Origin of the sequence: Deinococcus aquaticus, from assembly GCF_028622095.1 — a bacterium.
GTDB lineage: Bacteria > Deinococcota > Deinococci > Deinococcales > Deinococcaceae > Deinococcus > Deinococcus aquaticus.
The window spans coordinates 1140896-1155000 of record NZ_CP115165.1 but is presented as its reverse complement, the minus strand read 5'-3'; the positions used below and the strand labels follow the sequence as shown (position 1 = coordinate 1155000).

Here is a 14105-nt window from a genome sequence, read left to right as displayed (position 1 = left end):
GGTCGTACTTTCTCAAGGGCGGACGAAGGCGGGATGGATGTCCCGCCAATTCCCGTTAAGGCTGGACTTCAGAATCGCGGCCAGAACGCTCATTTCTGACCTGACCCCAAAGACAGTTGCACATGAGGACGGACTGGATCACCCCCCAGCATCAACCTCTGGGGACCGACACAGATTCTCATACGGTGTGCCCTCTTCCCTTTCTGGACTGCCGGCACCATCCGGTCGGCTGCCGGTGCTGGAAGCGGGCGACTCTACCTGCACTGACCGCTCCCAGCGGCTTTCACAGCAGGAGTTGACCGGTCGTATCCGTGCCATTTGTCTTACCGCTGGCCCCACAGTGACCAGAGGGGTGGGTAGCATAGCGGCATCAGGCCTCGCCCAACAGCGGCGCGGCACGGAGGCCCCCCACCTATGCCCGGACCATCTGAACGCGACCGCCCCGCCGCCCCCACCCCCACGCGGGAGCCGCCCACCGGCACCTTCACCGTGCGCGCTCCCGCCAGCAGCGCCAACCTGGGGCCCGGCTTCGACAGCCTGGGCCTGAGCGTGCCGCTGTACACCACGCTGCGCGTCACGCCGCAGGCCACCACCGAGATCGTTCCCACAGGCGCGGAACTGGCCGGCACGCCCACCGACGAGAGCAACTACGTGTACCGCGCCATGCTGCTGGCCGCCAGACGTGCCGGGCGCCCCCTGCCGCCAGCCCGCATCGAGATCGAGACGGACGTGCCCCTGGCGCGCGGCCTGGGCAGCAGCGCCGCCGCACTGGTCGCCGGGATCGTCGCCGGGAACGAACTGATGGGCTGCCCGCTGGACGACCTGGCGGTGCTGGACGTCGCCGCGCGCGAGGAAGGCCACCCGGATAACGTGGCCCCCGCCCTGTTCGGCGGGATCGTCGTGGCGACCCTGGACAAGCTCGGCACGCACTACGTGAGGCTGGACCCGCCCGCGAACCTGGGCGTGACTGTCCTGATCCCGGACTTCGAGCTGAGCACCAGCAAGGCCCGCGCCGTGCTGCCCAAGGAGTACAGCCGCGCCGACGCCGTGCACGCCCTGTCGCACGCCGCGCTGCTGGCCGCCGCACTCTCGCAGGGTCGCCTGGACCTGCTTCGCCACGCCATGCAGGACTACATTCATCAGGTCTGGCGCGCGCCGCTGGTGCCGGGCCTGAGCGACATCCTGGAAGAAGCCTGGAAGCACGGCGCACTCGGCGCGGCCCTCAGCGGCGCCGGCCCCACCGTGCTGTGCTTTCACGACACCCGAGAGCCCACCGCGCCCCTGCACGCCTACCTGCACGGCGTGATGACCCGCAACGGACTGGAAGGCCGCGTACTGGACTTCCCCATCGACGCAGCTGGTACCCTCATCGAACGCTGAGGCTGAATACCTTCGGAACAATGCCGTAAGAACCAGCGCCGCGCCCGACCCTCTCGTTTACCAAGAGTTTCCACAGGCGAGGGAATAGCGACCAGCACGAAGGCCCAGGAGGCAGGGGCTTGAAATTCCCCGGTCTCATGGGCCTTTATGCGAAGTGACTATGCCTCGCATCCCCAGCCTACCGCACAGCATCATCACCGCTCAGCTGAACCGGGTCACCAGCCTCAGTGGCCTCATCCCCTACAGCACCCTGTGTAAAAGTGCCATCTCCAAAGAGATGGCGCGGGACTCCTTCGCCTCCACGGAGGACTTCAAGCGTCGAGCCAGGAACGCGCCGGAGGGCGCGTTCCTGGCCATTGATTTCGTCATGGTGCCCCACGCCGGACGGACGATGGAAGGCGTGAACTACCACTACAGCGGTCAGGCCCAGACCCGTCTGGGCCATCAGTTCACCTCCGCGGCCCTGGTCAGGTTCGGTGAAGATCCAGTTCCGTTGCTGGAGCGCTTCAAGGTTTCCCAGGCCCTGCATACAGAGCGCTATCCTTACCGTACAGCGACTCAGGAAATGATCCACGTCGTCCAGGATTGCCTCGCGGCGGGCGTCCCCATGGCGGGTCTCCTCCTGGATGGGGAGTTCGGGCGGGACGCGGCTGTGACCTTCAGTCGCGAGCATCAGATTCCGGTATTGATCCGTGCCAAAGCCAATATGACCGTGCAGTTCGAGGGTGAGGGACTCACCCTCGGTGCGCTGAGTCGGCAGTTCCCTCCAGAACGCTGCCACCTGTACGCGGAGTTCGGGTGGCGTGTCCGTCGATTGTCGGTCACCCGTGAGGTCGGTGGGTTCGATGTCCTGATCGTGTGGCGCAAGGTGCACGGGGAGTGGACACGGTTTTTCCTGTTCAGCACGTTTGGTGGTGACGTCACGGTTCGCTCACTGCTGCGGGCCTGGAAGGCCCGCTGGGGAATTGAGGTGATTCACCGGTTCTTCAAGCAGAACCTGGGACTGGGACGCTGTCATTGCCGGACGATCCAGGCGCAGGAGAACTGGGTGTGGTGCGTGGTGGAGGCCTTTCACGCGGTGTTACGGGTGCGTAGGGAAGTACCGGGAATGACGTGGCGGGCCGCACAACGGCAGGCAGCTCAGAATGCCGAAAAGTACGTCCTGACCGGGATGGAGCAGGACGGCCCCCTGCTTGACGCCGCGTGACACGACATCAGCAGGGAAGTGGAAACTCTTGGTTTACGGGGTCCGGTGCGGCGTTGCCGGACATCGCAGCCCGGTAACCGACTGGCACAACAAAAGAAGCACCGGAGTGATTTCTCACTCCGGTGCTTTGCTGGTCGAGGCGGCGAGATTTGAACTCACGACCCCTACCACCCCAAGGTAGTGCGCTACCAGGCTGCGCTACGCCTCGATACCCAGCCACAGAACTATAAAGGCGCTTTGGGAATCCGTCAAGGGTGCGCGGCGAGGCGGGACGGTCTTTTGTATATCCCGGCCCCGCGTGGCTATCCTGCCGGGCATGACCCTGACGTTTGAAGAGAAGTTACGGAACTACGCGCGGCTGGCCGTTCAGGTGGGCGTGGGCGTGAAACCCGGACAGCGGCTGCTGGTGCAGGCCCCGGTCGAAACGGCTGCCCTGGCGCGGCTGGTGGTGCGCGAGGCGTACGCGGCGGGCGCCAGTTTCGTGGATGTCCGCTGGGATGACGACGACGTGCAGTTGGCCCGGTTTGAGCTGGCACCGGACGGCAGTTTCGACCAGATCAGCCGCTGGCGGGTGGATGCCGAGATCGAGACGGCCGGGGCGGGCGGCGCAGTCCTGGCGATCCGCGCGACCAACCCGAACCTGCTGGGCAGCGTGGACGCCGAGCGGGTGGCGACGCACCAGCGGACGCTGGCCGCGTATCGCCGCCCGTACACCGCGCAGGTCATGACGAACCGCCTGAACTGGAACCTGATCAGCGCGCCCGTCAGCGGCTGGGCCGAACTGATGTTCCCGGACGCGAGTGCCGAGCAGGCCGTCGAGCAGCAGTGGGACGCAATCTTCGCCGCGACCCGCGCGGACCAGCCGGACCCGGTGGCACTGTGGGAAACGCACCTGGGGGACCTGAAACGCCGCCGCGACCTGCTGACCGGCAAGCAGTACGCGGCCCTGCACTTCCAGGGTGGCGGGACGGACCTGACCGTGGGCCTCGCAGACGATCACGTGTGGGGCGGCGGCGCGGCCGATACGCCAGCCGGGATCACCTTCACGGCGAACATCCCCACCGAGGAAGTCTGGACCGCCCCGCACCGCGAGCGGGTGGACGGCACGGTCGTCAGCACCAAGCCGCTGTCTTACAACGGCACCCTGATTGACGGCATCCGCATCGAGTTCAAAGATGGGCGCATCACGAAGGCCAGCGCCGGGAAGGGCGAGAGCGCGCTGCTGAAGATGATCGACACCGACGAGGGCAGCCACCGACTGGGCGAGGTGGCCCTGGTGCCGCACTCCAGCCCCATCAGCCGTTCGGGCCTGTTCTTCTTCAACACCCTGTACGACGAGAACGCCGCGTCGCACATCGCCATCGGCAGCGCGTACCGCTTCAACGTGCGGGGCGGAGTGGACATGCCCCTGGAGGACTTCCTGGCGGCGGGCGGCAACGACAGCCTGACGCACGTGGACTGGATGATCGGCAGCGGCGAGATGGACGTGGACGGCGTGGCGAAGGACGGCACGCGTGAGGCCGTGATGCGCGCGGGCGAATTCGTGATCTGAGCGGAGGCCGATGGCTTATGGCTGAAGGCAGATGGCAGAGGCCGCTGAGCCATCTGCCATCTGCTTTCAGCTATCTGCCTTCCCTCAGGGCCGCAGGTCTTCCTCGTCGATCAGGAAGTCCACGGCGCCGCTGCCGATCTCGTAGTACGCGCCGATCACGCGGATCTGCCCGGCCTCCTCGGCCTCCTGAATGACGGCCTGCTCGCGCAGGATGCTCACCTGATACCGGACGTTGTTCAGCACGGCCTCCCGCATGCGGGCTTTCTTGTCACGGATGGGCGGCATGTTCTGCACGCTGGGCTGAATGCGGCGGATCAGCGCCTGGAGGTTCTCGGGTTCCTGCGCGACCCGCTCCTCGGGCAGCAGCGCGGCGGCCACGGCCCCGCAGGCCTCGTGACCCATGACGACGACCAGGTGCACGTCGAGGTGACGGATGGCGTACTCCAGGGTGCCCAGGCCGGCCTCGCCGACGACGTTCCCGGCGACGCGCACCACGAACAGTTGCCCCAGCCCCTGATCGAACACCAGTTCGACCGGCACGCGGCTGTCGCTGCACGCCAGGATTGCAGCGTAGGGCGTCTGCCCCATGATCTGCGCGCGGCGTTCGTTGGCGCTGACTTCCGGTCGGGTGGCCCGGCCACTGAAGAAGCGGGCGTTGCCGTCCTTCAGGGCCTGGATGGCGGCGTCCGGGTTGGCGGCGTCGGATTCCTTGATGTCGGCGATGTCTTCCATGCTGGCGCCGCGGCGGATGGCGTCCAGGATGCGGCGTTCGAGGTCGGCAGCAGGCTGGGCAGCGGGATCATCCATGCGGCGCATGCTAGCGCCCGCCCGGCCAGCGCGGCTGAACGGGGTATAGAGAGGCGCGGCGGACCGTATGCTGACGGCATGGACGGCATGGACAGCCCGGAAGACCTGACCCTGAGCGAACTGCTGGAACGCTACGCCACGCTGCGCGACACGATCCTGGGACTGGAAACCGAGCGGGACGAACTGGGCGCGCGGGTCAAGGCGGCCCTGCTGGGCGGCGGGCAGGCCGAGACGGACCTGTACCGCGCCACGCTGAAAGTCTCGCGGCGGATCGAGTACCCGCTGGACCGCTTCCGCGAGGTGTTCGGGGACGCGGCGGCGCTGGAAGTGGCGACCATCGACCGCCGCCGCGCCGAGGCCCTGGCGAAATCCGGCGATCTGGACGGCGAGCGCTTACGGGAACTGGCGGTCGTGAAGGAAACGCAGGCGCTGGTCCTGCAACCCAAGACCCGCTGAGGCACAGGCACCCGCGCGGGGCGTGGGCGGGCGTGACGTGGCGCTGACCGGGCGGGAACGCGGGCCTGACACCGGCCCGGCACGCTGGGCACATGACGCTGCCCGCACTTCATCCGCTGCTGGACCTGGCCCTGCCCGCCCACCGTCAGCTTCCCAGCGACGCGTTTATCTGGACGGGCGCGGGCGTGTGGCTGGGCCACGGCGAGGCCTTCACGGCCACCCGGCACGTCTGGACCGAGCGCGAGGACCGGCAGGCGCGCCTGAGAAGCGCGCAGACGGACCTGGACCGCCTGACCCGTTAGCAGCTCCCTGTGTCCGGGCGCACGACAAGGGCGGCCCCGCCTGAAACGGGACCGCCCTGAACTGATATGAAAAAAGCATTGCCGGTGAGCAACGGCACCCGCGAATCATCCCTTATGGCTGCTGCCTTCCGGCCCTGACCAGGTTCAGGCGTTCACGCTGCGCTGCGCCAGCAATGCGTTGCGGAGCATAGCACACCCGCGCGGGACAGCCACCCCGGCAGGCGTGCCAGGGAAAGCGCACAGCAGAGGGCAGCAAGAAGCAGTGCCGGCATTCCCGCAGGAGTGCCGGCACTGAATCTGTTGGTGCTCGGGATGGGACTTGAACCCACACAGCTAAGCTACACGCCCCTCAAGCGTGCGCGTCTACCAATTCCGCCACCCGAGCATCTCTGAGAGGCGATAGCAATCTTAGGGGCGACACTGCACAAAGTCAAGGCGGGCGCTTGTCAGTCCGGACGTTCGTGGTATCATTGCGTTTGCCGCCGCGAGCGGTGGGGCCCGGTGTCCGCTGAATGGACCCTGGATTTTCCCCGGCTGCTGCGCGCGGGACTTCACTAACACGAGAGGCTCAACATGATCGACAAGAAAGCGACCGTCCAGACCCACGCCAAGCACGAGAAAGACACCGGCAGCACCGCCGTGCAGATCGCCCTGCTGACCGCCCGCATCAACAACCTGTCGGTGCACCTGACCGCCAACAAGAAAGACAAGCACGGCCAGCGCGGCCTGCAGCTGATGAACGGCCAGCGCCGCCGCCTGCTGAAGTACCTGGAGCGCACCAACTACGACGGGTACATCGCCCTGACGGATCAGCTGAAGATCCGCCGTGGCCAGCGCATCGTCCGCTAAGCCAACGCACACCAGAACAGCACTTAACAGAGCAGCGCCCAGCCGGAAGTTCCGGCCGGGCGCTTTCTCATGCGGGGTGTCGCGTGTGGCTTCAGCGTTCGTCACTGCCGGGCTGGTCGCGGGCCAGGGTCACGCGCCAGTCTCCGCCGGGCAACCACTGCGCGCCGGACAGGCGGTCCGCGCGGGCGTACACGTACACCCAGGCGTGGCGCGGCTGGCCGCCCGGCACGGTCGTCACCGTGACCTGCTCGCGCCTGTATAGGGGCGGCTGCTCGTGCAGGCCTTCGAGGTGGTCCAGGAAGGGCAGCGCGGCCTCCCAGGCCTGCGGGGTGTAGGTCAGCAGGTAGCCGCGCACCGGGGCCTGCGTGCCGGGCGGCGCGGCGCTGGGCCGCAGGGCCGGGTACCCTTCCGGGTGCAGGTGCAGCAGGTCGTACCCGCTCAGGGCCGCCTCCTGCGCGGTGAAGGGGCCGCCCTGCCGGGCCACGTGGGCGTTGCGTTCGCCGGGCATCAGGGTGCCATACACGAACACGGCCGTCAGGTCAGGCGGGATGGACATACCAGGAAATCTACCGCCGGGCAGGCTGCCGGCGGCGGCTGCCCGGTCATACGGACTCCGATGGAATGGTTTGCAAAAACCGTTCCATCCGAGCGGACGCGAGCAGGAGCAGAGAGGATTCCGGGCGTGGAGTTGGCAGCCCGGTGCTGTCCCGGGTTGTTAACGAAACAGACGGAATCCATATCAGACAGGCCGGATGGAGAGTTCCGACACAGCCGGCCGCGCGAGTGGCGAGCACACTGAAGCATGAACGACAGTCCAGCTCCGCGCAGGTCCGCCACGCCCGCCCGCCGCTCCGCACTGCCGGGCCGGGCCCTTCTGGGAGCCCTGCTGGCGCTGCCGCTGTGGGCCTCTCCGGTGGCCGCGCAGACGGCTGCGCCCGCACCCAGCGTCACGGAACGCCGCGCCAGCACGCCGCAACCGGCCCCGCTGACAGCAGCGGAGGAAACGCGCTTGCAGGCGCTGTTCCAGAAGGCGCGGCCCGCCACACTGCGGATCGAGCAGTGCGCGCCGACCCGCTGCGACAACCCGGACGGCGTGGGGTCGGCGGTGCTGATCTCGGCGGACGGGCTGGCGCTGACGGCGTACCACGTGGTGAAGGGCGCGCAGAACCTGAGCGCGCAGACACTGGACCGCAAACGCTACGCGGTGGAGGTGGTCGGGTACAACGATCAGGACGATCTGGCGCTGCTGCGCGTGAAGGTGCCGGCCGGGACGCCGTTCCTGCCGCTGGCGACCGGCGCGCCCGGCGTGGGGAACATCACGCTGGCGATCGGAAACGGTGAGGGGGCGTTCCTGCGGCCCAAGACCGGGCGCCTGACCGCCCTGGACGCCGACGCGGGCCGCGCGGATTACCCGCCGGGCACGCTGGAACTGAGTGCGCCGGTCGTGCCGGGCGACAGCGGCGGCCCGGTGCTGAACGCGACCGGGCAGGTGACGGGCATCGTGAGTTACATCCGGCTGGAGGGTCGGCGCAGCCGGGCATACGCGGTGCCGGTGACGACGACGGACCCGCGCCTGACGGCCCTGAAAGCCGGTGAGAAGCGCGACGCGCCGGTGATCGGGATCTCGCTGGGCGGGCCGTTCGGGAATCTGTTCTTTCTGCCCGAGCGGGGCTTCAGCGAGCTGAGCCGCGTGCTGAAACTGGGCGACACGCCGGGCGCGTTCTTCACGGGGGTGTCGCGCGGCAGTCCGGCCGAGAAGGCGGGGTTGCAGCCGCTGCAACTGGACGGGAACGACGAGCGGATATCGGGGGACATCGTGACGGCCGTGAACGGAAAGCGGATCGTGAACTTCAGCGAGTTCCAGTACGCGGTGCGGGCGTTCCGGCCGGGCGATACGGTGACGCTGACGGTGTTGCGCGCCGGGAAGACGCTCCAGGTGCCGGTGACGCTGACCGGGCGCAGTCAGGTCAGAAATTAAACGGTGTTCGTCGATTATGCAAAACGCCTCTTGACAATTCTGCTTAAAACAGAATAATGCGGGTATGGACACCCTGAAAAAAGCCGGAGCCATGCTGGCCCACCTCGACCTGTTCCACCACATGCTCGACCTGCGCGGCCTGCTGCAACTCGCCGCGCACATGGAGGAACGCGGCGACCGCGTCACGCTGATCAGCCCGCAGACCATCACCCTGATCGGCGCGGACATGCACAGCGACCCCACTGTCACCACCAGCAAGCACGCGACCATCGAGGCCCCCACCGCCTACCGAGTCCTGCACGCCCTGAAAGGCCACGACGCCCCCGAGTACGCCGTAACCCGCGAGGAACTCGGCGCGCTGAACGCCCGCGCCGTCGCGGACCTGGAAGCCAGCGACGCCCTGCGTGCCTTCGAGACCACCCTGACCCGCATCGCCGCCGCGCCCGGCACCCCGGCAGCGGCCCCCACCCCCAGCCCAGCCGCCGGTTCCGCCACCAGTCCCGCTGCCGCCAGCGCCGCCCAGGCCACCCCCGGCGACACCGAACGTCCCAGCCGGGGCCGCCGCACCCCGGACGCCGACCCGGCCCCGGGCGCCCGGCCTACCTCTGACCAGCCCGCCGCGTAACCTGCCGGTCCTCTCCGGCCAGAGCGCCCGTCCATCAGCCGCGCTTCACGTTCGCCCGCTATCGTGGCAGACGTGAAGCGCGGCTCTTTCATGACTCTGCTCCTGTGTGCGGCGGTCCCGGCCCTGGCAACCCCGGCCCTGGCTGCACCTGCCTCCGCCGTGGCCTCAGCAGCGGACACCCTGCTGACCAGCGGCGAGTACGCCCGCGCCTTCGCGGCCGCCACGCAGAGCGGCGACCCCCTGACTGCCAGCCGGGCCGCCGCCGCCATGACCGAGTACCGCGCCGCCGGGCCCGACTGGACCGCGCGGGCCGTGACTGCCGCCCGGCAGGCCGTGAGCACCGCGCCCGGCAGCGCCGACAGTTACCTCGCGCTGGGCAGCGCCCTGGGATTACAGGCCCGCGCCGGGGGCTACACGCTGGGCGCCCTGAACACCGCGCAGCAGGCCCGCGCCGCCCTGGACCGTGCCCTGACCCTGGCCCCCGACCGGCCGGACCTGCTGGCCGTCCTGGCCGAGTGGCATGCCGGCGCCTGGGCGAAGGCCGGGGTGTTCAGCGGCGGGAACGCCGGCCGCGCCCGCGACCTCGCCACGCGCGCCGCCCGCGCCGCCCCGGACAGCGTGTTCGTGCAGGCGCACGCCGGGATCGCCATGAGCCTGATCAGGGACCCGCAGGCCCGCGCGGTCCTGACCCGCGCCGCCACCCTGAACGCGCAGGACGCCCTGGACCGCGATATGCAGGCCCAGGTGCGCGGCGTGCTGGGCAGCCTGTCAGCGCGGCGCTGAGCCCGCCCAGTACGCCGGGGTGTCCGTGCCCGCCAGCAGCTCCACCCGTTCCGCATTCCCGGCGCGGCCCGCCAGAGCCTGAGCTTCCGCCTGCGCCCGCTCCCCCCCCAGCCAGCCGGTCCAGTAGGCGCGCAGCACGCCGGTCACCAGCGCCAGCGGCACGCTCCGGTCGTCCGGGCTCATCTCGTCTGGGCTCATCTCGTCTGGGTTCATCTCGTCCGGGTCCAGCGGGTGGTACAGCAGGTCCAGGTCGGTCAGCGGGCCGCCGTCAGGGCCGCCCACCGGCTGCCAGTACGGGAGATCCACGGTGCGCAGGCCCAGCGCGTGCAGGGCCGCGCGCCGGGCCGCCGGGTCCACGCCGGTCGCGGCCTCGGCGGCCCGGTCGGCGGCGTCCTGCCGGGAGGGGTGCACGCTGTCGGCGAACACGCCGCGCAGACCCGCCTGCCGGGCACCGTCCAGGGTGGCGCGGTGCAGGGCGCGGCCCACGCCCAGGCCACGCGCGGCCCGCGTGACTGCCATGAACGAGTTGAACACCGCGCCGCGCACGTCGCCCGGCAGGGGCAGCAGCGCGTACAGCGTGCCGCCCAGCACCTCGCCATCCGCTGTCTGCGCGACCAGCAGGCGGTCCTCGCGGACGGGGTCGCGGCGCGTGATGAGGTGTCCGAAGACCTCCGGGGGGATCAGCATGTCCGGCGCGTAGTAACTGGCCTCCTGCACGCGCCCGAACGCGGCAATGGCCGGGTCGCCGGGGTCGGTCACGTGCCGCAGCTGGAAGGTGGGTCGGGTCATGCGGCCCAGGGTAGGCGAGAGCGGCGCGGATCACTGCGAGGTCACACCGGATGGCACGGCAACCTGGGACGGTGCGGGCGGGCGCGCCCGGTATAACTGGAAGTCATGACCTTCACTGACCTGCTGACGACCCTGGTGACCGAGCTGGGCTGGAACCTCGCCGTGTGGCTGCCCACCCTGCTGATCAGCCTGCTGTTCATCCGCGCGGTGCTGGGCGTGCGGGTGCGGGAACTGATCACCGAGATCGAGGAACACCAGACCGCCGCGATCGGCGCGGTGTTCTTCTGGGTGTCGCTGGGCTTCAGCCTGCTGCTGAGCCGCACCGTCGCCAGCCCTGCTCCTGCGGACGGCACCTGGGCAGAGGCGTTCACGTGGCTGGCCGTGGCGGTCCTCGTGACGCTGCTGCTGTTCACGCTGGGCGTCCTGGCCGTGTTCGGCACGCTGGCCCGCCGCAAGGGCGAGGGGGTGCTGCGCTACATCCGCCGCGAGATGCGCGAGGAGCACAACCTGGCCCTGTCGTTCATCATGGGCGCCCTGTTCTTGGTGCCGGCGGTCGTCACGTATCACGTCACGCTGTAAGACGGACTCCGATTGAATGGCTTATAAAGCCGTTCAATCCGAGCGGATGCGAGTAGGAGAGAAACGGGTTCCGGACGTGGAGTTGGCAACCCGGTGAAGTGCCGGGTTGTGAACGAAACAGACGGAATCCGTATGAGGAATCCGTTCGGCTCCTGCCCGCGCCCCCCAGGCACGTGTACCTGGGGGGCGTGAACTGTCGTGAGGGTCGGGCGGACCTTCGCCGGACCCCGCTATGCTGGGCAGCATGACGGCCCCCGACTCCTCTCCTGCCGCCGGTGACGCTGCGCCGCGCGTGGCCCCGAACTTCATTACCGAGATCATCGAGCGCGACCTGAGTGCCGGGAAGTACCCGCAGGTCGTGACCCGCTTTCCGCCCGAACCGAACGGGTACGCCCACCTGGGCCACACTTTCGCGTCGTTCCTGGATTTCCAGACGGCCGCGCAACTGGGCGGGCGCTACCACCTGCGACTGGACGACACCAACCCGCTGGGCGAATCGCAGGAGTTCGCGGACGCGATCATCGACGACCTGCGCTGGCTGGGCTGGGACTGGGGCGAGCACCTGTACTACGCCAGCGACAACTTCGGGCGGTACTACGAGTACGCCGAGCAGCTGATCCGCCAGGGCGACGCGTACGTGGACTCGGTCAGTGGGGACGAGATGGCCCGCCTGCGCGGCGCGGCGAACGAGGTCGGCACGCCCAGCCCCTACCGGGACCGCACGCCGGACGAGAACCTGGACCTGTTCCGCCGCATGCGTGCCGGGGAATTCCCGGACGGCGCGCACGTGCTGCGCGCGAAGATCGACCTGGCCAGCACGAACATGAAGCTGCGCGACCCGGTGCTGTACCGCATCCTGCGCGCCCACCACTACCGCGCCGGGGACGCGTGGTGCATCTACCCCATGTACGACTTCCAGCACCCGATTCAGGACGCGCTGGAGGGCGTGACACACTCCATGTGCAGCCTGGAGTTCGTGGACAACCGCGCCATCTACGACTGGCTGATGGAGCGGCTGGGCTTTGAGCCGCGCCCGCATCAGTACGAGTTCGGTCGGCGCAGCCTGGAGTACACGGTCGTCTCGAAGCGCAAGCTGCGCCAGCTGGTGCAGGAAGGACACGTGAGCGGCTGGGACGACCCGCGCATGCCGACCCTGCGCGCCCAGCGCCGCCTGGGCGTGACGCCACAGGCCGTGCGGGCCTTCGCCTCGCAGATCGGCGTGAGCCGCACCAACCGCACCGTGGACCTCGCCGTGTACGAGAACGCCGTGCGCGACGACCTGAACCACCACGCGCCGCGCGTGATGGCCGTCACGGACCCCCTGCGCGTGATCCTGAATGGTGCGGACGGCCAGCCCGTGCCGGCGCGCACGCTGGACCTGCCGTACTGGCCGCACGACGTGATCCGCGACTCGCCGGACGGACTGGTGGGCCTGCCCGGCGGACAGCGCGTCCCGCCCGAGCAGGCCACGCGTCCCGTGACCCTCAGCGGCGACCTGTTCATTGAGCGCGAGGACTTCAACCCGCAGCCGCCAAAAGGCTTCAAGCGCCTGACGCCGGGCGGCACGGTCCGGCTGCGCGGCGCCGGGATCATCCGCGCCGACCGTTTCGAGACGGACGGCAGCGGGCAGGTCACGGCCGTGCACGCCACGCTGCTGGGCGAGGACGCCCGCGCGGGCGGCGTGATCCACTGGGTGGACGCCGCGACCGCCGTGCCCGCCGAGTTCCGCCTGTACGACCGCCTGTTCCGCGTGCCAAACCCCGAGGGAGCCAACGAGAACGACCTCGCCGCCGACCTTGCCACCGAACTGGAACCGGACTTCGACCCGGAACAGCCCGGCCACGAGGACGCCCACCACGGGAACGCCGCCACCCAGGAAGGTCGGCCGGCCGAGACGGGCTTCCTGCGCTTCCTGAACCCCGACAGTCTGCGCGTCACGCGCGGGTTCGTGGAGGCCAGCGTGACCGGCGACCCGGCGGACACCCGCTACCAGTTCGAGCGGCAGGGGTACTTCTGGCGTGACCCGGTCGATAGTCGCGAGGGCGCGCTGGTGTTCGGGCGGATCATCACCCTGAAAGACACCTGGAGCCGCGAGGCCCCCAGAGAGACGAAAGCGGTCCCCAGGCAGGAGGGGAAGCAGGCCGGAAAACAGAAACCGGACGCGAAGCTGGACGCCGCGAACGCCACCGCTCCCAGCCCCGCGCCCGCCAGCCTGAGCCCGGAGCAGGAGGCCGAGGCCACCCGCCTGAGCGCACGCGGCGTGTCGGACGCCGAGGCCCGCACCCTGGCGCGCGACCCGGCCCTGCTGGCCTTCCTGGCCGGGGCCACGCCGGACGACACCTTCGCGCAGGTGGCCTCCTGGACCGCCAATGACCTCGCGCCGGGCCTGCGTGCCGGTGAGGTGCGGGTGCAGGCGGCCGATCTGGCGCCGCTGGCCGCGATGCTGGGCGCGCGTCAGGTCACGACCCGCGTGGCGCGGGAAGTGCTGGCCCGTGCCGCGCAGACCGGAGAGGCCCCCGCCGCCATCATCGAACGCGAGAACCTCGCCGGGGGCCTGAACCCGGACGAACTGGCCGCCGCCATCGCGCAGGTCATGACCGCCAACCCCGACAAGGTGGACGCCTACCGGGGCGGGCGTACGGCGCTGCTGGGCTTCTTCACCGGGCAGATCATGCGCGCCACGGGCGGCAAGGCCGACCCGGCCACCCTGAACGCCGCCCTGACCGCCGCCCTGAAGGGTTGACCCGCACGGCTGAGCTGAACGGCTGGCGCTGACCGCCCAGTCCCCACCTTTCTGA

General features: G+C 69.4%; 14 protein-coding genes, 2 tRNA genes and 1 other RNA gene. 11 read left to right on the top strand and 6 right to left on the bottom strand.

Annotation, left to right across the window (positions count from 1 at the left end):
• Positions 1–414: 414 nt before the first annotated feature.
• Together thrB and M8445_RS05620 are read left to right on the top strand one after the other, a co-directional pair.
• A complete protein-coding gene (gene thrB / locus M8445_RS05625) occupies positions 415–1380 on the top strand; it encodes a homoserine kinase (protein WP_273990286.1) in 966 nt (321 codons plus the stop codon).
• A 160-nt stretch (positions 1381–1540) separates the two neighbouring features.
• Entirely contained in the window at positions 1541–2587 is a 1047-nt protein-coding gene (locus M8445_RS05620) for a transposase (protein WP_273988203.1), read from the top strand.
• A 131-nt stretch (positions 2588–2718) separates the two neighbouring features.
• Here the strand turns inward: M8445_RS05620 and M8445_RS05615 are convergent.
• Positions 2719–2795, bottom strand: a tRNA-Pro gene (locus M8445_RS05615).
• Positions 2796–2903: 108 nt separating this feature from the next.
• Here M8445_RS05615 and M8445_RS05610 point away from each other — a divergent pair.
• Positions 2904–4139, top strand: coding sequence for an aminopeptidase (locus tag M8445_RS05610; RefSeq protein ID WP_273990284.1), 1236 nt, complete (start codon positions 2904–2906; stop codon positions 4137–4139).
• An 84-nt stretch (positions 4140–4223) separates the two neighbouring features.
• On the opposite strand, the gene M8445_RS05605 is transcribed toward M8445_RS05610, so the two are convergent.
• Positions 4224–4946 (bottom strand): carbonic anhydrase, encoded by a 723-nt coding sequence (locus M8445_RS05605; RefSeq protein ID WP_273990282.1) that lies wholly within the window; start codon positions 4944–4946, stop codon positions 4224–4226.
• 78 nt (positions 4947–5024) lie between these two features.
• On the opposite strand from M8445_RS05605, the gene M8445_RS05600 reads away from it, so the two are divergent.
• Together M8445_RS05600 and M8445_RS05595 are read left to right on the top strand one after the other, a co-directional pair.
• Positions 5025–5402: a hypothetical protein gene (locus M8445_RS05600; protein ID WP_380090879.1), complete on the top strand. Its 378-nt coding sequence runs from the start codon at positions 5025–5027 to the stop codon at positions 5400–5402.
• Positions 5403–5494: 92 nt separating this feature from the next.
• Positions 5495–5704, top strand: a complete 210-nt coding sequence (locus tag M8445_RS05595) for a hypothetical protein (protein WP_273990280.1) — start codon at positions 5495–5497, stop codon at positions 5702–5704.
• 75 nt (positions 5705–5779) lie between these two features.
• Here M8445_RS05595 and ffs read toward each other — a convergent pair.
• Both ffs and M8445_RS05585 read right to left on the bottom strand, forming a co-directional pair.
• An RNA gene (ffs, locus tag M8445_RS05590) (signal recognition particle sRNA small type) lies at positions 5780–5878 on the bottom strand.
• A gap of 127 nt (positions 5879–6005) precedes the next feature.
• Positions 6006–6089 (bottom strand) — tRNA-Leu (locus tag M8445_RS05585).
• Between the two features lie 188 nt (positions 6090–6277).
• On the opposite strand from M8445_RS05585, the gene rpsO reads away from it, so the two are divergent.
• Entirely contained in the window at positions 6278–6553 is a 276-nt protein-coding gene (gene rpsO / locus M8445_RS05580; protein ID WP_273990276.1) for a 30S ribosomal protein S15, read from the top strand.
• A 91-nt stretch (positions 6554–6644) separates the two neighbouring features.
• Here rpsO and M8445_RS05575 read toward each other — a convergent pair whose 3' ends face one another.
• Entirely contained in the window at positions 6645–7109 is a 465-nt protein-coding gene (locus M8445_RS05575) for a gamma-glutamylcyclotransferase family protein (protein WP_273990274.1), read from the bottom strand.
• Positions 7110–7355: 246 nt separating this feature from the next.
• On the opposite strand from M8445_RS05575, the gene M8445_RS05570 reads away from it, so the two are divergent.
• The 3 genes from M8445_RS05570 to M8445_RS05560 all read left to right on the top strand — a co-directional run bounded on the left by M8445_RS05570 (position 7356) and on the right by M8445_RS05560 (position 9939).
• On the top strand, positions 7356–8531 hold the full coding sequence (locus M8445_RS05570) for a S1C family serine protease (protein ID WP_273990272.1): 1176 nt from the start codon (positions 7356–7358) through the stop codon (positions 8529–8531).
• A 64-nt stretch (positions 8532–8595) separates the two neighbouring features.
• Positions 8596–9156, top strand: a complete 561-nt coding sequence (locus M8445_RS05565) for a multidrug DMT transporter (RefSeq protein ID WP_273990271.1) — start codon at positions 8596–8598, stop codon at positions 9154–9156.
• A 72-nt stretch (positions 9157–9228) separates the two neighbouring features.
• Complete coding sequence (locus M8445_RS05560) at positions 9229–9939, top strand: hypothetical protein (RefSeq protein ID WP_273990270.1); 711 nt, start codon at positions 9229–9231, stop codon at positions 9937–9939.
• Here the strand turns inward: M8445_RS05560 and M8445_RS05555 are convergent.
• The gene (locus M8445_RS05555) at positions 9925–10728 is read right to left on the bottom strand and encodes a GNAT family N-acetyltransferase (protein WP_273990268.1); all 804 of its coding nucleotides are present in this window, start codon (positions 10726–10728) and stop codon (positions 9925–9927) included. The genes M8445_RS05560 and M8445_RS05555 overlap by 15 nt on opposite strands.
• A 105-nt stretch (positions 10729–10833) precedes the next feature.
• Here M8445_RS05555 and M8445_RS05550 point away from each other — a divergent pair, with 105 nt between their 5' ends.
• On the top strand, positions 10834–11307 hold the full coding sequence (locus M8445_RS05550; RefSeq protein WP_273990265.1) for a hypothetical protein: 474 nt from the start codon (positions 10834–10836) through the stop codon (positions 11305–11307).
• Between the two features lie 244 nt (positions 11308–11551).
• Entirely contained in the window at positions 11552–14050 is a 2499-nt protein-coding gene (locus M8445_RS05545; RefSeq protein WP_273990264.1) for a glutamine--tRNA ligase/YqeY domain fusion protein, read from the top strand.
• Positions 14051–14105: the final 55 nt, after the last annotated feature.